The sequence below is a fragment of the Archangium primigenium genome (assembly GCF_016904885.1).
GTDB classification, from domain to species: Bacteria; Myxococcota; Myxococcia; order Myxococcales; family Myxococcaceae; genus Cystobacter; species Cystobacter primigenius.
Map to the genome: position 1 here is coordinate 4,657,710 of NZ_JADWYI010000001.1, position 22,521 is coordinate 4,680,230.

17 protein-coding genes and 1 pseudogene are annotated in these 22,521 nt (G+C 68.1%); 17 read left to right on the forward strand and 1 reads right to left on the reverse strand.

Going from position 1 to position 22,521, the window contains the following annotated elements; genetic code table 11:
- Window positions 1-179 precede the first annotated feature (179 nt).
- The 9 genes and pseudogenes from I3V78_RS19375 (at window position 180) to I3V78_RS19410 (ending at window position 6,140) form a co-directional block, all read left to right on the forward strand.
- Window positions 180-962 (forward strand): IS5 family transposase, encoded by a 783-nt coding sequence (locus I3V78_RS19375; RefSeq protein ID WP_204489657.1) that lies wholly within the window; start codon window positions 180-182, stop codon window positions 960-962.
- Window positions 963-1,103: 141 nt separating this feature from the next.
- A complete protein-coding gene (locus I3V78_RS19380) occupies window positions 1,104-1,706 on the forward strand; it encodes a hypothetical protein (RefSeq protein WP_204489948.1) in 603 nt (200 codons plus the stop codon).
- A 30-nt stretch (window positions 1,707-1,736) separates the two neighbouring features.
- Window positions 1,737-2,915 (forward strand): protein kinase domain-containing protein, encoded by a 1,179-nt coding sequence (locus tag I3V78_RS19385; protein WP_204489949.1) that lies wholly within the window; start codon window positions 1,737-1,739, stop codon window positions 2,913-2,915.
- A gap of 47 nt (window positions 2,916-2,962) precedes the next feature.
- Window positions 2,963-4,141 carry a serine/threonine protein kinase gene (locus I3V78_RS19390; protein WP_204489950.1) on the forward strand — a complete coding sequence of 393 codons (1,179 nt, stop codon included), beginning with the start codon at window positions 2,963-2,965 and terminating at the stop codon, window positions 4,139-4,141.
- Window positions 4,142-4,191: 50 nt separating this feature from the next.
- Window positions 4,192-4,299 (forward strand): annotated as a pseudogene (locus I3V78_RS40170) (helix-turn-helix domain-containing protein); the annotation flags it as partial.
- A gap of 3 nt (window positions 4,300-4,302) precedes the next feature.
- Window positions 4,303-4,563: an XRE family transcriptional regulator gene (locus I3V78_RS40175; protein WP_338023867.1), complete on the forward strand. Its 261-nt coding sequence runs from the start codon at window positions 4,303-4,305 to the stop codon at window positions 4,561-4,563.
- A 12-nt stretch (window positions 4,564-4,575) separates the two neighbouring features.
- A complete protein-coding gene (locus I3V78_RS19400; protein ID WP_204489951.1) occupies window positions 4,576-4,995 on the forward strand; it encodes a helix-turn-helix domain-containing protein in 420 nt (139 codons plus the stop codon).
- A 71-nt stretch (window positions 4,996-5,066) separates the two neighbouring features.
- Window positions 5,067-5,441, forward strand: coding sequence for a helix-turn-helix domain-containing protein (locus I3V78_RS19405; protein WP_204489952.1), 375 nt, complete (start codon window positions 5,067-5,069; stop codon window positions 5,439-5,441).
- A gap of 162 nt (window positions 5,442-5,603) precedes the next feature.
- Window positions 5,604-6,140 carry a serine/threonine protein kinase gene (locus I3V78_RS19410; protein WP_204489953.1) on the forward strand — a complete coding sequence of 179 codons (537 nt, stop codon included), beginning with the start codon at window positions 5,604-5,606 and terminating at the stop codon, window positions 6,138-6,140.
- Between the two features lie 27 nt (window positions 6,141-6,167).
- Here I3V78_RS19410 and I3V78_RS19415 read toward each other — a convergent pair whose 3' ends face one another.
- Window positions 6,168-7,217, reverse strand: a complete 1,050-nt coding sequence (locus tag I3V78_RS19415) for an IS630 family transposase (protein WP_338023668.1) — start codon at window positions 7,215-7,217, stop codon at window positions 6,168-6,170.
- 220 nt (window positions 7,218-7,437) lie between these two features.
- On the opposite strand from I3V78_RS19415, the gene I3V78_RS19420 reads away from it, so the two are divergent.
- From I3V78_RS19420 to pglX, 8 genes are all read left to right on the forward strand, one after another.
- Window positions 7,438-9,045: a serine/threonine-protein kinase gene (locus I3V78_RS19420; RefSeq protein WP_204489955.1), complete on the forward strand. Its 1,608-nt coding sequence runs from the start codon at window positions 7,438-7,440 to the stop codon at window positions 9,043-9,045.
- 137 nt (window positions 9,046-9,182) lie between these two features.
- Entirely contained in the window at window positions 9,183-10,085 is a 903-nt protein-coding gene (locus tag I3V78_RS19425; RefSeq protein WP_204489956.1) for a DUF2381 family protein, read from the forward strand.
- Window positions 10,086-10,264: 179 nt separating this feature from the next.
- Window positions 10,265-11,938, forward strand: a complete 1,674-nt coding sequence (sitA5, locus tag I3V78_RS39320) for a SitA5 family polymorphic toxin (protein WP_338023669.1) — start codon at window positions 10,265-10,267, stop codon at window positions 11,936-11,938.
- Window positions 11,939-11,952: 14 nt separating this feature from the next.
- Window positions 11,953-12,585, forward strand: a complete 633-nt coding sequence (locus tag I3V78_RS19435; RefSeq protein WP_204489957.1) for a hypothetical protein — start codon at window positions 11,953-11,955, stop codon at window positions 12,583-12,585.
- A 793-nt stretch (window positions 12,586-13,378) separates the two neighbouring features.
- Window positions 13,379-13,630 (forward strand): helix-turn-helix domain-containing protein, encoded by a 252-nt coding sequence (locus tag I3V78_RS19440; protein WP_204489958.1) that lies wholly within the window; start codon window positions 13,379-13,381, stop codon window positions 13,628-13,630.
- Between the two features lie 106 nt (window positions 13,631-13,736).
- On the forward strand, window positions 13,737-14,438 hold the full coding sequence (locus I3V78_RS19445) for a hypothetical protein (RefSeq protein ID WP_204489959.1): 702 nt from the start codon (window positions 13,737-13,739) through the stop codon (window positions 14,436-14,438).
- Window position 14,439: 1 nt separating this feature from the next.
- Window positions 14,440-18,702 (forward strand): protein kinase domain-containing protein, encoded by a 4,263-nt coding sequence (locus tag I3V78_RS19450; RefSeq protein WP_204489960.1) that lies wholly within the window; start codon window positions 14,440-14,442, stop codon window positions 18,700-18,702.
- A gap of 2 nt (window positions 18,703-18,704) precedes the next feature.
- Complete coding sequence (gene pglX / locus I3V78_RS19455) at window positions 18,705-22,508, forward strand: BREX-2 system adenine-specific DNA-methyltransferase PglX (protein WP_204489961.1); 3,804 nt, start codon at window positions 18,705-18,707, stop codon at window positions 22,506-22,508.
- Window positions 22,509-22,521 lie beyond the last annotated feature (13 nt).

Genomic DNA, 22,521 nt, shown 5'->3' on the forward strand with positions numbered 1-22,521 from the left:
CGGTGCCCGCTGCTTTTCGGTCCGCCCCGGCCCTGTAGCCGCAGTCGCGTTGTGGATTGCTCCCGTCCGTTTTGTCCTCCGGTGAAGAGTCGACCGAGAAGGTAGGAGCGTCGACATGACCGCGCAAGTTGCATTCCTCGCTCGCGTCACTATCTCACAGGGCCATGAGCGACCTTCCCATGCCCGAGCGACAGCGCTACCCCACGGACCTGACGGATGAACAATGGGCGCTGATAGAGCCCTTTGTTCGAGCCAGCCACTGCGGCCCGCAGGAAGTGCTGCATCCGCGCCGAGAAGTGGTCAACGCCATTCTCTATATCAAGCGCACCGGAGCTCAGTGGAGGTACATGCCGCATGACCTGCCGGATTGGCAGCTCGTCTACCACTACTTCGCGAAGTGGAAGAAGGACGGGACGTGGAAGAAGCTCAACGATGAGCTTCGGCGCAAGGTGCGCAAGAAAGAGGGTCATGCCGAGGAGCCCACCGCGGGGATTCTCGATAGTCAGAGCGTCAAGACGATGCAGGAGGCAGAGACCAAGGGGTACGACGCGGGCAAGAAGATAAAGGGCAGGAAGCGCCACTTGTTGGTCGACACGCTGGGGCTGCTGCTCGTCGCGTGGATGACGACAGGGGATGTACAAGACAGGGACGCGACCCCTGCGGTGCTACCCCTGGCCGCGCAACAATACCCCTCCCTCAAAAAGGTCTGGGTGGATGGCGGTTACGCCGGGCCGAAAGTTCAAGCCGTGGCCCAGGAGAGTGGCATTGACGTCGAGGTGGTGAAGCGCTCGGACCAGGCGAAGGGCTTTGTTCTCCTTCCCAAACGATGGATTGGGGAGAGGACTTTTGGATGGCTGAACCGGCAGCGGCGTCTTTCAAAAGACTACGAGCGCCAGGAGTCTTCCTCCGAAGCGTTCATTCAGCTCGGCATGATCGACCTCATGCTCCGGCGCCTCGCCTGACTGCCCCACTTCAACACCCTCTGACTGGTTGGCCTGTTTGTATGACCTGCGCGGTTGGACAGGGCTTCCCTTCCTGTGTTGGCTGTGCTACCTGTTTGGTCGTCAGTTCAATTCCCATTATGCGTTTTCGGAGGTGCCATCGTGCCGAGCGAAATTCTTTCGCGTCGGGAGGAGACTCGTGTCTGCGCGGGTTCCGCCCGTCTCCTGCCGGGCCTGTTCGCCGCGCTCTCCCTCGTGCTGCTGTGTCCGCTGGCGTGCGCCAGCAACGCGCCGCCCGCGGCGTATGCCACCACCCGGGATGCGCTCGCGGACCTGGACGAGTTCGCCGTCCTTCTGCTCAAGGCCGGGCTCCCCACGGAGCTGCTGCCCAGGGGCCGGGACTTGTCTCCCCAGGAGGCCAGGCAACTCCGGATGCACTTCCACCTCTTTCCGCCCAAGGCCTCAGAATATGCCCCGTGGCTCGTAGCGGACGTGCTGCTGCTCGACGTGACGCTCAAGACTGAGGCCGTTCCCCGAGCCGAGCTGGGCCGGCGCGTCCAGGAGTTCCAACCCCTCGTGGTGCTGCGGCCTGATGGCTACCTGGCCTGGGCGCTCACTGGCAAGGAGCAGCAGTGCGTGGGCCCCGTGGGAGTGCAGGACGGGGCTTACCGAGCGGGCACTTTCGAGGTGGGCACCTTCTACATGAAGGACGAGACGGACACATGGCGGCCCGTGGCCGTCCCAGTCCTCGTCGCCACTCATTAGGCACTCCCCTCCACTCCCGGGACTCCTACCGTGACTGTCTCCTCTCCGCGCCCCGCGCCACGCTTCGGCTTCAAATGGGGCCGCTACCGCTACGAAGTCCACGGCGACGTGGGCACCCACCCTGACTATGAGTCGGGGCTGCTCGCCTCCCGCCAGCTCGTCCTCAACGGCTACCCCGAGATGGAGGGCCAGCCCAGGTTGGTGGAGCTCAGGCCCTTCCTCCCGCACGAGTATCCCTCCGCGACGGTGGACCGCTGCATCGAGGAGGTGCGGTGCGCGGGCCTTACACGCCATCCCAACCTCGCTGGCGTCTGGGGCTGCGTCTTCGACGACACGCGGCCCTACATCCTCATGGAGCACCTGCGCGGCTGCTGTCTTCTTACCTTGCTGGAGGCGGCCGTGGCGGTGGGGCGCAGACTGTCCCCCTCCTTCGTGGCGTACACGGCCACCGAGCTGGCCGACGCGCTCCTCTACCTCCACGGCAAGAAGGACGAGGACGAGAAACCCCTCCACCTCATCCACCGGGCCGTGGGGCCCCGGCGCATTCGCGTGGGCGTCACCGGCCGCGTTCAGCTCACCCACCTGGGCGTCATGTACACGGAGTTGCTCGAGCATCCACCCTTTCCAGGGGAACCCATCCGAGGCGACGCGGCCTACACCGCTCCTGAAATCCTTCGCGGCTTCCGCCAGCCGGAGGAGGGCCACGGGGAGCTACTCTCTCCCCCGGGGCTCGACCAGAGGGCCGATGTCTTCTCCCTGGGCCTGGTGATGCTGGAGATGTTGCTGGCGCGTTACCCGCGCAACCAGCGCGAGCCGCTGTGGCTCGACCTCAAGGCGCGCTTCCCGTCCAGCCTCCTCGACGACGAGACGGCGCTCGTGAGGCTGGAGACGCTCGCCAATCGCGTGCTGCACTTCGGGCCCGCGGAGGTGCGGCGTGCGGCGGACGAGCTGCCGGAGGCTCTCCGGCGAATCATGGCGCGGGCCCTTCGAGACAACCCGGCCGAGCGCTACCCCAGCTCGAGCGACATGCACACTGACTTGTACGGCTACCTGCACACGCTCCAGACGCCCTACGGCGAGAAGGAGGCCGCTGAGGAAGCCGCTGAAATCCTCATGGAGGCGGCCGACCTCGGGCGGCTCCCGGGCCCTGTTGACGGGCAGGCGGGTAGGCCCGCGCCGCCCGAGGCGGGGCCCGGAAACATCCACTGACTCCCCCGCTACCTCCTTTTCACTTCCCTCAAGCCAACGAGCCTTCCATGTCCGAATCGAAAAAACCCGGCGGGCCCACGCCACACCTGTCCTTCACCGAGGGCGACTTCCGGTACGAGGTGGTGCGCCCCCTCGTCGAGCACCCCGACTACGACACCCTCCTGCTCGCCACGCGGGAGCCGCTTGGCGGCGGCCCGGTGAAGCTCGTCGTCCTCAAGCCCATTGTCATGGAGCACGGGCGCGAGGCCCGGCACCGGGCGCTGGAGGAGGTGACGCTCTCCAAGGCCCTGCGCCACCCCAACATCGCCAGGGTGTACGGGTACGTGGTGCACGAGGAGGTGCCCTACATCGTCATGGAGCACCTGCGCGGCTGCTTCCTCCTCACCCTCATGGACGCGGCCTGGTTGGTGGGGCGCAGGCTGAGCCCCGACTTCGCCGTCTACGTGGCCAGCGAGGTGGCCGACGCGCTCGACTACGCGCACCGCTGCGAGGACGAGGACGGCAACCCCCTCAAGCTCGTCCACCGCGCCGTGGGGCCCATGCGCATTCGCCTTGGGGAGAATGGCCGCGTCAAGCTCACCAACTTCGGCGCGGCCTATTCGGAGCTGCTCGGCCGCATTCCCACGCGCCGCGGGCTGCTGCGCGGAGACCCGGCCTACATCGCCCCGGAAATCCTCCTCGGTTTCCTCAAGCCGGACTCCCGCCAGAGGGACCCGCTCACCCCGCGCAAGCTGGACGGCAGGGCCGACATCTTCTCCCTTGGCCTCATGCTGCTGGAGATGCTGCTGGCCCGCTACCCGTTGGACCCGCCCGACAAGCTGTGGGAGGACCTCGACGAGCGGTTTCCCCCCGAGGTGCGCGCCGAGCGCTCCACGCTGATGCCGCTGGAGACGCTCGCCAACCGCGTGCTGCACTTCGGCCCCGAGGAGGTGGAGCACGCGGCGAAGAACCTGCCCGCCCCTCTGCGGAAGATTGTCGCCCGGGCCCTGCGGCAGAGCCCCTCCGAGCGCTACGCGACGGCGGACGACATGCGTTACGACTTGCGCGACTTCCTGCACGCCCGCCCGGGGCGGCCCTACGGCGCGAGGGAGGCCGAGGCGGAACTCAGCGACATTCTCAAGGAGGCCTCGGACTTGCGGAAGCTGCGCGCCCACCCGGACGTGGAGAAAGGCGTATTTCCGTTGCCCCCGGACTTGACGGGCCGCGAGCCCGGAGAAACCCACTGAGGCGCGCCGTGGGCTCCATTAACAAGAGGGACTTCTCACTCGCACGGCACGTGGGGGCAGCGGCCCGCGAGGCGCGCGCACGCGCTGGGCTGACGCAGGCGGAAGTCGCCGAGCGCGCCGAGCTGGCCACGGAAGTATACGCGCGCCTGGAGCGCGGCCACATGCTCCCGAGCGTTCCCTCCCTGCTTCGGCTGTGCCGTGCTCTCGGCGTGGACGCCAACTCCCTGTTGGGGCTCGTCTCCGACACGCCGCCGAGGTGGCTCGCCAAGGCCGCCCCTCCCTCCGAGGAGCGGCCCTCGCTTCGCCGCCTGCTGCGCAGCGTGCGCCGGCTGGGGGCGAAGCAGGTGGACGCGCTCACTCACGTGGCCCGCTTCATGGGGACACCCCCTGGCACACGGTCACCGAAGCAGGCCACACGTTGAGGGAGCACGCTCATGCCCACCCCCCTTCAACAACACCTCGCCACGGTGGCCAAGGACTCCCGCCTGCGCCTGGGCCTCACCCAGACGCAAATGGCCAGGCGCACCGGCCTCGCGGCTGGCGTCTACGGCCGCATTGAGCGGGCGCGGATGATGCCCAGCGTGCCCACTCTGCTGCGGCTGTGCGACGCTTTGCAGTTGGATGCCAACACACTGCTGGGCTTCCAGTCGAAGCAGCCGCCACCCTGGCTCGCACCGACGAGCCAGGCAGAGGCCGACACCCCGGGCGTGCGCCGCTTCCTCCGGACGATTCGCACGCTGAGGCCCGTGCAGCACGCGGCGCTCGCCACCCTGGCGCGCTCCATGCTCGCCAAGACCCGAGCGAAGAAGTCCGGCGCGAAAAAGGCCGGGAAGCGGGCGCGGCCCGTCAGGTGAGCGGGGCCGTGCAGGAGAGGACGACTGCCTCCAGAGCGCGCTGGCGTGCTGGAAGCCTGTGGAGACAAACCATGGAACACGGACACCTTCAGAAGTCTCTCGGCGACATCTGCCGCACGGTGCGCGAGCGGCTGGGCCTCACCCAGGCCCAGGTGGCGAAGCAGACGGACCTCGTCCCCGAAGTTTATGGACGTATTGAGCGCGGCGGCATGATGCCGTCCGTGCCCACGCTGCGGAAGCTGGCCCTCGCGCTCGGCATTTCCGCCGACGTGCTGCTGGAGCTCAGCCGCACGGACGTGGCCACGACGCTGGCCGCGCCCACGCCCGAGGGCAGCCTCTCGCCCGAGCTGCGGCAACTGGTGCGCATGCTGCGCGGGTGGAGCCCCGGGGAGGTGAAGCGGCTGATGCGCGTGGCCAAGGTGCTGGAGAGCCCCGCCGAGGAGTAGGGCAGGGGCCCAACGAGTTGGAGCCGGGGCCGGGGGCTCGTGTGCACACCCTTTCCGGAGGGGTTTCGGTGTGCGCCGCCCCCGGCTCCGGCCCCAAGCCGTATCGGCGTGAGGCCTTTACCGCTGTGCTAGCGTTTCGAGTGAGGAGGAGTCGCAGCTCCCATGAAAGCCCCGCCCTTCAAGCCCCCCGCGACCGGAGACATGGTGGGGGACTACCGTATCGTGAGGAAGCTTGGCGACGGGGGCTTCGGCTTCGTCTACGAGGTGGAGCGCGCGGGCCGCTACTACGCCCTCAAAGTCATCCGCGCCCGCGAGCTGGAGTCCTGGGGCCAGCGCGAAATCAACATTCTGCGCCACGTGGTGCACCCCAACGTCGTCCGCTTCCGCGCGTGCGACAGGTGGCCGGACCCCGACCATGGCTACCTGTGCTTCGTCATGGACCTGGTGGTGGGCAGGACGCTGGACGAGTGGGCCCTGGACGAGAACCCCACCGCGCGCCATGTGGTGCGCGTCCTCCTCGAGGTGGCGCGCGCGCTCGCCGATATTCTCGTGCAGGGCGTGCTGCACCGGGACTTGAAGCGGGAGAACATTCTCATTCGCGATTTGGACGGCCGGCCCGTCCTGGTGGACTTCGGAATTGGGTGGCTCGCCGGAGAGCCAACCATTACCGGCGAGCGCGAGCCGCCCGGCACTGACTAAACGACCGCCCATGATTCCCGAACGACTCTATGCGGCAAGGGGGGCATACCCGTTGCGCAGGGTTGGATGAGAAGTGGCGTGGAGGTTGCGGCCTTCGAGGTAGGCGTCCACATCACCCAGAAGGGAGTCCAAGTCCGCGCGACGGTGATTCCGAGTGACGTGGGCGTGGACGTCCCACCACACCCGCTCAATCTTGTTGGCCGAGGGGCAATAGGGCGGCAGGAAGTGCAGCACGACCCGCCCTCCCAGCGCCGCGAGTGCACGTCTCGTCTTCTGGCTGTGGTGCATCGAGGCATTGTCCAGGATGACGTGCAGTCGCGTGGCCCGCGGATGCTCCTGGACAAGCGCGTGCAGCAGCTCGATGAACAGGTCGCTTGTCTTGTTCGCGCCTTTCACCCAGGAGAGGCGTCCCGTCCTGGACTCCAGCGCCCCCGCGACATATCCCTTGCGATTGTTCCCGGGCGTTACCAGCAGCCGCCTGTGGCCGGACAGCATCCAGTCACGGCCTGGCTTGGGATTGAGGTGCACGTCCATCTCATCCGCGTAAAAGACAGGCTCGTTCGCCGTGGCGTGGGCCGCCAGGCACTTGAGCTGCCACACGCGGCGAGCACGGCGGGGCGCGGGCCAGGGACACAGCACGACGGGTTGAGGCCGCTTGAGGCTCGCGCCGACTCGCTCCAAGGCTCGGCCCACGCTCGTCACCGAGACCCGAGGCAGACCGCGACGCTCCAACTCGCACGCCAGCAATTCGCGCGTCCACGTCGTGCGCAACCACCCCATGTCCTGGGGCGTCCCCTCCAGCACGTGTTTCAGCTGGGCCTCATAGGGCTCGCCCACCTTGCGTCGGCCATTGCCCGCTCTCCTGTCCAGCAGTCCGTGGCGGCCTGTCTGCTTGTAGCGCCGCACGGCATCCGCCACCGTGGACACCGAGCACAACAACTCGCGAGCCACCGCCCGGTACGACAGTCCCTGGCCTACCTTCGCCACCGCCATGCAGCGTCGCAAGGTCAGCGGGCAGCCCTTCTTCTCCGCCCACCGCAGCAGCTTTCTCCTCTGGCCCGCCCTCAGCCTCAGCACCACCTTGCCTCGAGGGAGGGCTCTTCTCGTCTTCTAGTTCTTGCGCACACAAGGCCGAACGAGTCGGGTTTCTCCCTCTTCCTTCCCTGAAGTGCCTACCCCTGGCCTGCCTACCCTCCAGGCCGTTCGAGAATCACGGCCTGTCGTTTAGTACCGCTCGCCCGAGCACATTCTCTTCGAGCGCGACCCCTCCAAGAAGCAGGCAGGCTACCGACCCGATGTGGGGGACGAGCTGTGGGCCCTGGGTGTCACCTTCTACTGGCTGCTTACCGACGTGCTGCCCTTTGGCAACCGCACCGAAGGGGGCCTGAACGACCGCATTCTCGCGCAGCGGCCCCCCTCGCCACACGCCTTCAGCTCGCGCGTGCCCCTGGTACTCAGCGCCCTGTGCATGCGCATGTTGGAGAAGCGTCGGGAGGCGCGCTTCGCCAACTACAAGGAGCTGTGCGGCGCCCTGGAAGTGGCCCTCTCCGCAGCGGAGGGGGACGCGTCCTGGGACGTGCCCCTCATGGACCCGGACGCGCCCGACGCCACGCCCACGGTGAAGGTGCCGGGCATGGGCCCGCCAGCCGGGGGGGAGGCGGGCCTCGCGTGGAAGGCGGCCCGTCCCCGACGCGGACGCGGGGACGCTCGCAAGCGCCGCCAGGCGCAGGAGAGCGCCGGCACCCCGGCCGTCGCCGGCCCCGCGCCCGTGAACGTGGCCCAGCCGCCCGCCCATGCCAAACCGGAAGCCGCCGCTTCGCCCGCCGAGGCCCTCGTCGCGGTGTTGGCGGAAGTGGAGCCGGAGCGTGCCTGGGAGGCCTTGCCGCCTCCGGTGCCAGACTCCTCCCTGCCGCTTCCGCCACCACCCGCCCGTGCAGCCGTGCAGTCCGCTGCGGTTGCTGTGCGAGCAGCGCCGCCGTCATCGAGCGAGCCACCTTCACCCACGCGTGTGGTGCGCAGCCCCTTCCATCGCACGCTCTCCCGTTTCATTCCCTCCGTTGTCGGCGTGTTTCCGCTGCGCGCCATGGCGGTGGACTCCCTCCGGCATGCCGCGCTCTTCCTTGTGGCCCTGGGGGCGCTGGCCGTGGCGAACGCGTGGGTGGTGCGCAGCCGCCCGGCTCCTGACACAGTTCCTTCCGTGCAGGCTGTGCAGCACGCTCCGCTCCCTGCCGAGCCCCCCGTCTCGGGCCCTACCGTCCGGGCCGGTGCCGTCCGCGAAGTGGCGAATTCCTCGGAGTCGTTTGAAGCTGGGACGGGCGCGGCTTCGTCCCTTGCCTTCACCCCCGCGCTCGCAACCGCCATGCCTCTTCGCAAGCAAGAGTCCCGTTTGCCGCCCCAGGAGAAGCCCGCCCTCTCGCCCGAGCGCACGGAAGGGCGCTGCGTCCCCAGCAAAAAGTGGCTGTGCCTCGCCGCAGGCTGCGGCTGGGTACTTGTCGCCTGCCCCGGTGCCCAGGTGCGCTCCACGCCCGGCCCCGAGGATTGCCCCTCCCGCGCCGTGCGAACGATGGAGGGGGAACTGCGCCTCCCCCTCGGTACGAACCTTACCGTCCGCTTTCCCGGTGCTCGAGGCGGGGAGTACGCGACCGTGCGCGGAGGTCGTGGGGCCGTCGAGCTGGCCGCAAAGTACGGCGAGCTGGACGAGGGCACCATTCTCACCGGGGACTTCATCCTCGGTGAGACGGTTCTCTACGGTCGTTTCAAGCAGGCCCAAACGCCCGCAGGAAGAGCGTACCCCGTGTGTATGGAGTTCTTGGGGCGCAGTGTCGAGATCGAGGCCAACGTCGGATCGGATGCCGTCAAGGTCTACAACTTGGCCCAGGTCAGGGCCGTGGACAGCTTCGAGTAAGGCACCCGGGCGCTCGACAGCCAGGAGGCTCGAGCCCTTCAAACGGCGAGCTGTGGTAGAGGCCACACCCCAAGGGGGTTGCCACGCGCCCCCGGTGAGGTTGACTCCCCGTGCCCCTTGCGTCCTCCGCCGGCCTCATGGCTCTGGCCCTGCTCACCTCGACCGCTGACGCCGCCGAGCGCCCACCGCTGCCGCCATGCGAGGCAGGTGACGTGCGCCTGGAAGTGGAGGCGGACGCACCGGCCCGGGTGCCGGCGCTCTGCATCACCCCCGACCTCACCAGCAACTTCCTTTTCGACGCGAACCTGGCGCGTGTGGAGCTGGAGGGGCGCGAGCACTTCCGCCGGGTAACGGAGGCAGCCGATTCGTTCATGGTCGTTCCCTCGGAGGCCATGCGCGACATGGAGCCGCTGCGGGTAACTGTCTACTTCGTCGATGGAGCGGCCCCGGCGAGCCTCTCTTTCCTCCTGGTGGTACACCCCGCCCGGGCTGTGCGGCAGTTGGACGTCATCCGTCAGACTCGCCCGGTGGCCTTCTATAAACAGGAGGCGCTGGAGGCACGGGCCGAGGTCCAGCAATGCCGCGAGGAGAAGGCGCGCATGCAGGCCGAGCAGAGAGGCCCGGGCGGACTCCGGGGCTTGCGCGCGGCGGGTCTCCTCGATGACGTGCTCGGCGTCGCCGTCAAACGCATTCACAAGGACATCAAGCCGAGGCCACACAATGCCCTTGGCCTGCTAGCGGCCCTGTCCGCCCGAGCAGGGAGCGAAGTAAGAGGCCGCGTCGCGGTGGAGGTAGAGCTGAAGAACCCAGGGACGAAGCCTTGGGCGCTCGCGGGTGCCATGCTGCGAGGGGCGAAGGGCGAGGAGTTCACGCCGCTTCCTGTGGAGGAGACGCCCGTTTCCATTCTCCCGGGCGCGACACCCGGCCTCGTCATGGTCGAGTTCGAGGCAACCACGAAGCAGGCCCGCGGCGCGTACACCCTGACGCTGTGGGATGCGGACGGGCGCTCCGTCATTCTGGACAACGTGACGTTCCCGTAGCTCCACTTGGAGAACGTGGCGGACCCGTAGGCTCGCTCTACGAGGGGCTCTTCTCCAGTCACAACTTACCTGCTGCATCCTGCCGCCCTTGGCCTACCCCAAGCTTGACGGGCGCACCCGTATTTCCGTGTAATTCCAGAGCGGCGGCTTACGCGCGCCGTCGCTTCCGGAGGTGCGCCGTGTCCACCCGTCGTGTCGGCTCGCGCCCACCTGGCGCGTCGCTTCGCCAGCTGCTCGCATACTGGTTCGTCCTCTTCCTCTTCACCCAGTCGGCCTGCGCCACACACGCCCCCTGGGGCGGCCTCACGCCGGGCTACCGCTACACCTCCCTCACGCCTCCATCGGCCCCCAAGGCACGTGTGCCCCCGGCATCGGAGCCCGACCTTGAGTCCACCACCGTGTACCTCGCTGCCTTCCTGGAGCCCGGGGCAGCTGCCACACAGCCAGTGCCCATTCTCAAGCCCGAGTTTCAGAGGGCCTTCCAGCGGCTCGCTCGCGACGTGCGCATGGGGCAGAAGACGCCTCGGGACGCCGCCTACGAGTTGCTCAGCGTCGTGCCAGGCATGTCAGGCGACTGGAGGCTGGAGCCTCACGTGGAGCCGCCCTACCGCGTCAGCTACGCCTTGATTCCCGAGCGCGAGCACGGGCCAGGTGAGCTCGTTCCCGTGGCCCAGGCCGCCCTCACGGACAGCTACCTCCAGTGGTGCGTCCCCCGGGGCGGCGGAGACTGCCTGCATGTGCTCAAGAACGGGCGCTACCTGGACGAAGAGGGCCGGTACACCTTCACCCTCGCCCTGGCCTTCGGCCGGGTGCTCGACGAAACGCGCGACGCCCTCAAGGCCGAGCTGCTCAGCGTGCAGGCCCTCGTTTCCATGGTCGTCTGGACGGTCGCCTTGTACTGCATGATGTGGGTAGTACCCGAGCCAACCACCAAGCTGGTGGCCGCCAGCCTGACCGTCATTCTCATGGGCTACCTGGGCCTCAGCACGGTGTACGGCCTGATGGACGGCTGGGCCCGGCTCGTGATTGCGGCCCAGAACGCCACCACCTTCGAGGAACTGCGCGCGGCCGGTGAAGAGTTCGGCAAGGTGCTGGGCGAGGATGCGGCCCGCGCCATGATTATCGCTGTCTCCACACTGGCTGGGCACACGCTGGGGCAGGTGTTGCCCCGGCTCAAGTCCCTGCCGGGCTTCAACCTCGCGGCGGAGCAATTCGAGGCGCAGGGGGGCGCCGCCGCCATGTCGCACGCGGAGGCCGTGGAGGTGACGCTCGAGACGGAAAGCGCCCTCGCCAAGGCCGTGGCGGTGACGGAGGAGGTGGCCACCTCCCCACAAGGCCCCCTGGCCGTCGTCATGCTCAAGAGGGGGCATGTCCCTGGCCGGGAGACGGCTCGCGGGGGCCGCTCGGCGGAAACCGTCATCCGCCACCGGGGTGGCAACCGGCAGGTGGAACTCAGCGACGGCCAACGCTGGCACCTCCCCCCCGGCAAGTCCGTGGCGGACATCCCCGCCGAGGACAAGGTGGGCGACATGCTCCAGGAAGCCGTCACCAAGGCCGCCAACGAGTGGGGGCCTCACAGGCTCTCTGGTGCCGAAAAGCGGGCCATTGCCGAGGCCGAGAAGAACGGCGACTATTGGCTTGCGCGGCTGCTGGAGCGCGAAGCCCGGGGGCGCTTCGTGCACGCCGAGCTGGAGGCACAATTCAAGGGCCGCCTACAGTTCAACCGCCAGGGCGTCGACGTGGTTGATCTGACGAACAACCGCAAGTACGAGATTCTCTCCGGAACGGAGTCGAACCTGGCAAGGCACGGCAGGCGCATGGCGAGCGAGTTCTTCCGGATGCTCACCTTCTGAAAGGGGCGGTGGCCATGGACCGGTTCGGTAACGTCCTCTTCGAGAACAAGGACATTGAAAACGAGCGGCTGGAGTTGACGGATAAGGAAGCGCACTACTTCCTGGGCCCCAACCTGTCGATGCTGAGCTGCACCCTCGTGCTGAAGGTGTCCGCGCGGCGCCTGTTCTTCGATGGCGCGCGTTTCATCAACTGCACCTTCGAGGTGAAGCAGGAGCTGAAGAACCACCAGCAATGGGTGGCCGCTTCCCTGAAGGGCTGTCGCTTCAAGGGAAAGCTGACGGGCTGTGACTTCGGATACTGGCCCGAGTACAGCAGCTTGCCGGGCTATCAGCACGGGTTCATCGAGGACTGTGACTTCACCGAGGCCCGCCTGGATGCCTGCCGCATCATGGAGTGTGACCCCTCCACCATCCGCTTCCCCAAGTGGCCGTGCTTCACCATCCTGAACCCCATAGAACGAGCCGCTGAGCTACGCAGCGTCAAGTGGCCGGGCCGGTATGGCTCTGTCGTCGTGGACGAGCTTCACACCCACCCGGCGCGCACCAAGGCGTTGACCGACCATGCCCCCACTGTTGCAAAGCGGCTTGGCACCACTCCGGAAGAGCTCCGAGCGGTCATCGAGAAGTTCGACTGCATCGTCTACTGACGGGGCCTCGCCGAGAGCCGCCCTGCCGCGCCAACACGACGCAGCGACAACAGCCGCAGGGAGGGGGGCGCCACCGCCAGCGCCACCTCGAAACAGCCCGAGGCCCCCCGTTCGCACCGCATCAGCCGGCCGGTATGGCACACGGCGGACGCAGCTACAGCCCCCGGGCCTGCCCGCCTTGCCCACTCCGCGGACTTTGCGCCCTCCGGGCTCTCTGCCCCGGCAACCGCGCCGTTCCGAAGCGTTGACACTCCGGACGGCTGCTGCACGGCGCCAGGCACACTGGCGCTCCGGCTGTTGCCGTGCATAGGGCTCCCGGAGAAGGTTGCTGGCCTCCTGCTGCTGGTGCCGAACCTGGACAGCGACGCGGCGCGCAGCTCCCGGAGGGCCTTGCCCGCCCTTCGGCCCGTGTTCCCCAGGCCTAACTAACTCTTCACCCCCGGTCGCCTGTGGCGGGTGGCCCATGCCATGCCCCGGCCGCAGCAGGGGAGGGGCATCGTGCGCGTGCTGTGCGCGAGCTGACCGGCTCAAGGCTGCCCGGGCCGGAACGGCTGCTCGGCTTGGCCTGGAACGAGTGCTCACCTTGATGCTGCTCGCGCTGGACATCCCAGGTCCGGGGAGCGAGCTTTAGGCGGTCGGCGGCACCGAGCCCATGAGCGAGCCCGTCGGGCCATTGCGTACGCCAAGGACTGGGAGGGAGCAGCGGGCGACGTGAGCCGCGACCGCGGTTCACCGACTCTGACCGACTCACGTAGTTCCTTGATGGACATGTGGAGCTTGGTATGGTCTGGGGATGCGAGTCGCGACGCAGATTCAACCTGCCGAGCCCTGGGTGTCCGTCGACGTCGTCGCGGCTCACATCGGTGTCGCCAGGGACTCCGTATACCGATGGATTGACTCGAAGGGCCTCCCAGCCCATCGGATCGGCAAGCTCTGGAAGTTCAAGCTCTCGGAGGTAGACGACTGGGTGCGCGCGGACGGAGCAAATGGGACGCGTGGGCGGGCCAAGCCAGTGCGCCGCAGCGCGACGAGGAAGAAGAAATGACCGCCATCCACGCCCGCACCACACGCTTGACGCCGAGGCTGTTCGCTCGTCAGCGCGACGCGAAGACTCGCCGAGCTAACAGCCACGGCGAGGAGGGAGCGAAGTGATGAGTCCACCGACCTCGCAGGAACGCACGGCCTTCTACAGCGCCGCGGTGGTTGGCCTCCGCGCCCTCGACGCTCGGGAGCGCGCGGCTCGTCGTTTCGGTGCCGACGCGGACGCCCGATGGACGCAGTTCGCCGGAGCACTTGGGTCCGGTGACCGTCTCGACATCCTGCTCCGCGACGCGGCGGGAACGTGGGGCGCCGCGTTCTCCCCCTCGGAGTGCTTCGGCTTCTTCGGTCTTGCCGACGATGAGCCCTTCGGCCCCGATTGGGGCGGCATCGACGACCACTCCGCGAAGCGGCTGCTTGCCGAAGCGAATGGTCCGGCGACCCTCGACCACGTTGCTTCCGCGCTCGGCGTGAAAAGTGCGTCCGTTCCGGTTCCACCGCTCACGCCGGCCACCAAGCTCGTCGCCGCGGGCGGCGCTGCGCTCGTCGCCGTTGCCAAGGCATTCGCCGAGGACCGCGCGCTGTCGTGGACCGATCAGGTAGTGGCTGTCGCGGACAACGCTGCCTTCCGACAGCTTGCAGGCCTTGCTGCCGTCCTGCTGGGGGCGAGAGGCCGCACGGTCATCGTTCGACCGAGCGCAGATGCAGTGAGCGCATTGCGCGCTCATGGCTTCGCGCACATCGACGCGCCCCTTGTCTCGGCCGACGCCGAGCCCGAAGCCGCCGAGCTCGCACGCAGCGTGGGGGGCAAGTAGCTTGGCATTCACCGAAGGTCGTATTCATCGCGGTCGCCCGACTCCCTACCCATGGGAGCGGCAGGCGCTCGACCTCGTCTACAAGCACGAGTCCCTCTCGGACACCGATCCGCACCAGGCGTGGGAGCTTCACGAGCTCTACGACCCTGCGTCGGGCCGACTGTACGAAATCGATCTGCTCTTCTTGTCTCGTCAGGGCCTGTTCCTCGTCGAAATCAAGAGCCACCCGGGCGCGTTGACGGGTGACATCGTGGACTGGACCTTCACAGACGGAGGAGGGCGACGCACGATCGAGTGCCCGTATCCCGGCGCCAACCTGAAAGCCAAGGTGCTCGCCGACCTTCTCGAACGGCAGCTCGGCAAAGAGCGCCCCTACGTGCATGCGGCGGTCTTCCTCTCCCACGTCACCGAAGTGCGTCTCGACGGCGGCCGGCCGCCGTGGCTGCTGCTCCCGAAGGATGTCGGCTCCAGGCTCGTCAACGGACTCGATGGCCGCGACGCTCAGCGCATCGTCAACCGGCCGATGATGAAGCAGTTGCTCCAAGCAGCTCATCGACTCGGCCTGCGCCCGAGCACGACTGCGCGCGTGGTGGGGGGCTACAAGCTCGTCGAGCTCGTCGACGACGGCGATGGCTATCAGGAGCACCTCGCGAAGAACGCCGCCGTCGAGCGCGATCAAGCGCGCGTCCGCAGTTACCTGGTGCCGGCCGCGACCTCCGCCGAGAGGCGCGCACAGCTTCACCGCGCAGCCCGACGCGAAGCACGGACGCTCGCGCAGATCGGGCAGCACCCCGGGATCCTCGCCTACCGCTCCTTCGTCGACGACGCGCCGCTCGGCCCGGCGGTGCTCTTCGAGGCCTTCGAAGGCTCGCTCCCGCTGCACGCCTTCGTGCGCCAGGAGCCCAACCTGACCTTCGACGAGCGGCTCGGGCTTCTCCAGCAGATCGTCGAGGCGGTCGCCCACTGCCACCGCTCGGGTGTTCTGCACCGCAATCTCTCGCCCGCCTCGGTGTTGGTCCGGCGCGGGGCGGACGGGCGCATTCATGTGCGCCTCCATCGCTTTCAAACCGCGGCGTGGCTCGAGCACAGCAGCGTCGGGACCCGCCACTTCCACGAACTGTCGCAGGCGTTGGATCGCCTCTACCAGGCGCCCGAGGTCCTCGCGGACCCCGAGAAGGCGACGTACGAGAGCGATGTCTTCTCGGTGGGTTGCCTCGCGTGGCTCGTCCTCACCGGACAGCACCCCGCCGCGACGCTTGCCGAGCGAGAGCAGCGCATCAAGGGAGCGAAAGATGGCGAAGGTGGTCTTCGCCCCTCGGCGGTTCGCGCCGATCTCGCGATCCTCGACGAGGCGATCTCTTTCGCGACGCAGCCGAACCCTCATGCTCGCGCCGACGACATCTCCGATTGGTTCAACGCCTTCGTCCTCGAGGCGCTCACGCGCCCGGCGGCCGACATCGGCGCGGGCGCGGATCCGCGCGAAGCCCAGAAGGGAGACACCCTCCAAGGTGGCCTTCGCGTCGAGCGTCGCCTGGGCTCCGGCGGGACGGCGCTGGTGCTCCACGTGCGTCGCGAGGGGCGCGACTTCGCGCTGAAGGTCCCCCACGATGTGGGCTGCGGTGAGCGGCTGCTCGCCGAAGCGAAGACGCTGCAGGAACTGCGGCACGAGCACATCGTCGCGCTGCGCGACGTCCTCACGCTCGGCGGGTTGCCGTGCCTGCTCCTCGAGTTCGCGGGTGATCGGAGCCTGGGTGACGTGCTTCGCGAGCAGGGGACGTTGCCGCTCGAACTCGCGCGTCGGTACGGCGATGACCTGCTCTCGGCGGTCCAGTACCTCGAAGAGGCTGGCGTCACGCACCGCGACATCAAGCCCACCAACGTTGGTTTCACGAGTCTGTCGAAGAAGCAGAGCCACCTGCTCCTCCTCGACTTCTCGCTCTCGTCCGCCGACGTGACCGCCATCAGCGCTGGCACCGCGGAGTGGCGCGACCCCTGGTTGTATCTGCGCGGCACGTGGGACGCCGACGCGGATCGCTACGCCGCCGCCGCCGTGCTCTATCACGCGCTCACCGGCGCGCGGCCCGCGCTCCCGCAGGGCGACGCGACCGCCGAGGTGGTCGTCGAGGCCGAGCGTTTCGATGCGGCGGTCCGCGACCGGCTGACCTCCTTCTTTCGCCGAGCCTTCGCGCGCGAGACGACGACCCGGTTCTCCAGCGCCGAGGCCATGCGACAGGCGTGGGTGCATGCGCTGTCGGTCGAGTCGGAGACGGACGACGGCGCGTCCGCCATCGCCCTTGAGCAGGTCCGTCCCGAGACGCCCGTCGATGCCTTGCCGCTGTCGGCGCGCGCACGCAACGCGCTCGACCGGGCCGGCGTGTCCACGGTCGCTGAGCTGCTGCTCCTGCCGCGCAACCAGCTCTCGGTCGTTCGCGGTGTCGGCACGCATGTCGCGCGTGAAATCGTGGCGCTCGCCGATCAGCTTCGCGCTCGGTTCGAAGTCGAAAACCGCCCCGTGTTCATGCCGGGCTTTTCGCGCCCACGTCTGCTGTTGGAGGAGCCGGAGGCCGGCATCGAGGCAAGCACGGTCGACCGCTTGATGGCCGCGGGGCTCAAGACCACCATTGATGCCGCGCTCGCTCCCGCCGCTCGCATCGAGAAGCTCCTCGGGCGTGCCCGCGCCGACGCGCTTCGTGAGCGGCTCGCGGCCATCGCCGCCGCAGAGCCAACGCCGGGCTCACTCGGCGACTGGGCTCGCGAGCTCATCGGACGCGCCAGCGCGAACGAGGCGAATCGTCGGCTCCGTGTGCTGGTCGGGCTCGATCCGCTGCCCGACGAACGTCCGGATTCCGGGCTCCCGGCCGCGCGCACGGTGTCCGAGGTCGCTGGGGCGTTCGGCATCGAGCCCGCGCAGCTCCACTCGAGCCTTCAGTTCCTGCGCAACAAGCGCTGGGCGGACAACGCTGCTGCGGCCTCGCTCACGCAGGCCCTGTCATCCGCGCTCGACGCCGCGTCGCCCGCGGCGCCCTTCATGGACCTGGCCCACGCGTTGGCCAAGGCCCGCACCGAGGGGACGCCCAGCGACGACGACGTGCGCACCGCCGCGGCGCTCGTGCGTGTGGCGCTGGAACTTCGACCCAACCTTCCTGCCACCTGGCGGCGCATCGGCAGCACGCCTTGGGTGGCGCGTGACCCCGAAGTGCTCGACGCGCTCGCGGCCCTCGCGGAGAGCGCCGACAACCTTGCCGCGATCGAGCCGCTTCCCTCGTCCGAAGTCGTTCGTGCCTCGCTCGCCGAGGTCGCCGCTGGAACTCCCTTGGCGACGTTGCCGGCCGACCAGCGGCTCACCCTCGCCGCCCGCGCCAGCGAGCGCGCAGCGGCGTCGGCGCGGCTCGAGCTCTACCCTCGCGGCATGGACGCGGCGCGCGCGCTGTCCCTGAGCCTCGCCGTGCTCTCGGGCGCGGGGCTCTCCCCGGAAGTCGTCCGGCGGCGCATCGCGGCTCGCTATCCCGAGGCGGTCCCGCTCCCCGAGCGTCCGGCGCTCGACGAGTTGCTCGCGCCGCACGGCCTCGTCTTCATGCCGGACATCGGCACGGGCGAGTACGCACGACCCGGGCAGCACGCGAACACATCGATGACCGTTGCCTTGCCCTCGCGCCAGCCCACGGCACCGGGCCTCGTGCAGCGGCGCAGCCCCGAAGCGCAACGCGCCGCCGCCTTTCAGGATCAGCTCGATCGCGGCGTGGCCGCGGGCCGCTTCCGCGTGATCCAGGTGCGCGCGGACGTCGCGAGCCGTGCGATCGACGCGCTCGCGGGGGCGCTCGAGACACAGGCGGTGTCGCTCGACCACGCTCTGACGAACGCCATTCGCCGTCAGGCCGAGGAACTTGGCGTCGACTGGGCCAATGTCGAGGCCGCCGACCGCGCCGGTCCCGGCGGGCCCGACTGGCCACTCCTCGTCGAGCTGGTACGCCAGGCGACCGACCGCGTCGTCGACGAGCTGCTCCACCGACGCGACCAGACCCTGGTGCTGGCGTGGCCGGGCGCGCTCGCGCGATATGGCCTGGCTTCTGCGCTCGCGCGCATCGTTGAAGGCTCCGAGCGCGGCGATGCGCCCGCCATTCTTCTCGTAGTGCCCTCGCACGCTGACGGCACCGCCCCCTCCATCAACGGTCGGCTGCCCGTACCCGTGCCGCTACCGAGCCAGCGGCTCGTCATGCCCGATGCATGGCTGGCGAACGCCCATAAAGCCGCGGAGACGCCCTGATCATGACGAACCTGCCCAAGCTGCTGCAGCCCGCGCTCAAGGCGCTCGAGAAGGACCTGCTTGCGCGTGCCAAGACCGAGCGTGTCGAGGCGGGACTTCGTGCCGCGTGGACCGAAGAGCAGAACGCTGGTCAAACCGGGGTCGGGTTCGAGCCGTGGCGCCGTGAGCGCGTGACCCAGCTCGCTGTCGCGTGGATTTTATCGGTAGTCTTCGTGCGCACGCTCGAAGATCGCGGTTACGTCGATCCGCGCGTGGCGGGCGCGACGAAGGAAGCGCTGCGTGCGGCCGAAGACCGCGAGGCGCTCTTCCTCCAGGTCGCGCCGTTCTTGGGCCCGCGCGAGTACCTGCTCGCGATCTTCCGCGAGCTGGCGAAGCTCCCCGGCGCGCGCGACGTCTTCGACACGCGCCACAACCCGGTCTGGGTGCTCGCACCCTCGAGCGAAGGTGCCAAGGCGCTGCTTGACTTTTTCCGCAAGCCCGATGCGAGCGGAGCGCCCGCACTCGTGTTCGCGGACGAGGACACGCGCTTCCTTGGCGACCTGTACCAGGACCTCTCCGAAGCGGTGCGCAAGCGCTATGCGCTCCTCCAGACGCCCGAGTTCGTCGAGGAGTTCATCCTTGAGCAGACGCTCGATCCGGCGATCCGCGAGTTCGGCCTCGCCGAGGTGAACCTGATTGATCCAACCTGCGGCTCGGGGCACTTCCTGCTGGGTGCTTTCCGCCGCCTCTTGGGTCGATGGCAGGCCCATGCGCCGACGGAGCCCATCGCGGACCTCGCGCGACGGGCGCTCGGCCAGGTTTACGGCGTCGACATCAACCCCTACGCGGTGGCCATCGCACGCTTCCGGCTAGTGCTCGCGGTGCTCGACGCGGTTGGCATCAAGCGCCTCGAACGCGCGCCGGACATTCGTCCGAACGTCGTCGTCGCTGACAGCCTCTTGCATCGCTTCGACCAACGCGTGCTCAGCGTGGGTCAGATGTCGATGGACGATGACCTACGCTGGGGTGACCGGCTCTTCCGGCTTGAGAACCGCCCCGACGTCGAGCGCGTGCTCACCAAGCGCTACCACGCGGTCGTCGGCAACCCGCCGTACATCACGGAGAAGGACGCGTCCAAGCGCAAGAAGTACCGCGAGATGTACGAGAGCGCGGCAGGCAAGTACGCGCTGGCCGCGCCGTTCACGGAGCGCTTCTTTGACCTTGGTGTCGAGGGCGGCTTCGTTGGGATGATCAACAGCAACGCTTGGACGAAGCGCGACTACGGGAAGACGCTCATCGAGAAGGTCTTGCCGCAGCTCGATGTGCACAAGATCATCGACACTTCGGGGTGCTACCTCCCTGGTCACGGCACACCAACTCTGCTTCTATTTGGTCAGAATCGTGTCGGGACAGAGGCGGATATTGTTGCCGTGCTTGGGAAGCGCGGTGAACGAGAAGTGCCTCCTGCTCCGGCAAGCGCGCCCGTATGGACCGAGATCGTACGGCATCACAACGATCTCGGATTTGATGGCGTTCACGTTTCGACCGAGGCTGTCTCACGCCGGGAACTGCGCAGGCATCCGTGGATAATGGCCGGTGGTGGCGCTCGCGGCGTGCTTGAGGACTTTGATGAAAAGGGCGCTGGACTAAAGTCAATCGCGGTAACGGGCGTCTTCGGTATGACGAATGCCGACGACTGCTACAGCTTGGACGTTGGTGTCTTCCGTCGATTTGGAGTCGACGCGGCGAACGTTCGCCCGATTCTCTCGGGTGACTCGCCGCGCGATTGGTCCGCTGGGCCGGTCACTCACTGTGTGTTTCCCTACGATTCAGATGGAAACCTCATTGATATCCACCTCCTCCCGGCTCTCGGTCGCTTCTTGTGGCCGTATCGCGAGCATCTCTATGCGCGCGCAACGTTCAACGGTGGGACGTACCGGTCCGACAATCAACCCTGGTGGAAGTGGCACCAAGTGGCTGCGGACAAGCTCCAAGCTGAGAGGAAGATAGCGTATGGCGAAGTCGCGACTCATAACCATTTCGTTGTCACTGAGCGCTCGACGGTCTGCAAGCAGTCTGCGCCGCTAGTCCTTCTTGGCCGAGACGCAGACGCCGGCGACTACAGCGCGCTCTTGGGTCACCTCAACTCGTCAGCGGTCGGTTTTTGGGGGCGCCAAAACTTCTTCCAGAAGGGTGGCGACCAGATAGGCGCAGGAGCGCGCCTCTCCAAGACGCCGTGGCAGGACCGCCTTCAGATGGCCGGCAATCTGCTTCAACAGCTCCCCGTGCCGAAGCTGGACGCGTTGCGCGGCGCGCTCCTCGGCCTAGTGCTTGCTGCCGAAGAGACCGTGCGCGAGATGGCCGCGCTCGCGCCCGAGAAGATCGTGGCTGCCATCCTCTCGGCGACGCCCAAGCTCACAGCGCTTCGCGAGGCCCGCACGCGCTGCCTCGCCGAGCGCGCGCGGCTGCGGGGCATCCTCGTCTCGCTGCAAGAGGAGATGGATTGGCGCGTGTACGGCCTCTTCGGTCTGCCGACGGTCGAGGCGCCGTCCGTCGATGCCGTTCGCGTCCCCGTCGAGCCGAACCACCGCCCCTTCGAGGTGCGCCTCGCGCGCGAGGTGAGCACCGACATCTCGGCCTCCGAATGGTTTCGTGTTCACAAGCGCGAGGCGCCCTCGGACGTCGGCGGGCCGCTCGCCGATCTCTATCGCCAGCGCCTGCGGCTCCTCGACGAGCCCGAGCACGGCAAGCAACTCCGCTTGCTCGAGACGCCGGAGACCAAGCGCCGCTGGTCGCCGCCCGACGACGCCAAGGCCTTCACGGCGGCCGTTCGTACGTGGCTGCTCGAACGCATCGAGGCCGCCTTCCGAGACCAGAGCACGCCAGAGCTGCGTACGGCACGCCAACTCGCACTCGAGCTCGGTCGCGATCCTACGGTGCAGGCGGCGCACGAACTGCTCACCGAGGAGAGCGGTCTCGAGCTCGTGCGGCTCATCTCCGACCTCGTCGATGGCGAAGGCGTGCCCTTCCTCGCGGGCTACCGGTACGCCGAGACCGGAATGGAGAAGCGCGCGAGCTGGGAGGAGACCTGGCGGCTCCAGCGCCTCGAAGACGCAGGCACGCTCGCGCCCGAGCTGAAGCGCCTCGCCCTCAAGGCCATCCCGGTTCCCGACAAGTACGGGCCCAAGGACTTCCTGCGGCACTACTGGGGCCTGCGCGGCAAGCTCGACGTGCCCAAGGAGCGGTTCGTCACCGTACCCGGCGGCAACACCGACGAGGACACCACGCCGCTCGTGGGCTGGGCGGGCTGGGACCACCTGCAAGTGGCGCAAGCGCTCTCGGGCCTCTACCAGCGGCGCAAGTCCGAGGATGGCTGGACCAGGGACCGGCTCGTTCCCCTGCTCGCGGGCATCGATGAGCGCGTGCCCTGGCTCCTCCAGTGGCACAACGAGCCGTCGGCTGCATTCGGCGAGATGAAGCTCGGCGAGTTCTTCCGCGACTTCGTCGCTGGCGAGGCGCACACGCTTGGCATCGCGGTGGGCGACCTGCGCGCGTGGACGCCGCCCGCCGCTCCGAAGCGCACGACGGTCGACCCGAGTGACGTGCTCGCGGCGCTGAAAAGCTGGAAACCCGAGAGCGATGACGATGAAGGCGAAGACGAGGAGGCCGAGCTGCCGGAAGGCCCGACCGAAGCGGACCTCGCGAGCGAAGTGGGCGTCACGAAGGCCCTCATCAAGAAGGCACTCAAGAAGCTCGAAGCGGACGGGCTGATCGAGAAGCTGGGCGGGCGCCCCGCCCGATACGTGGCGACGGAGAGCAGCTCATGAGTGCGAATTGGAC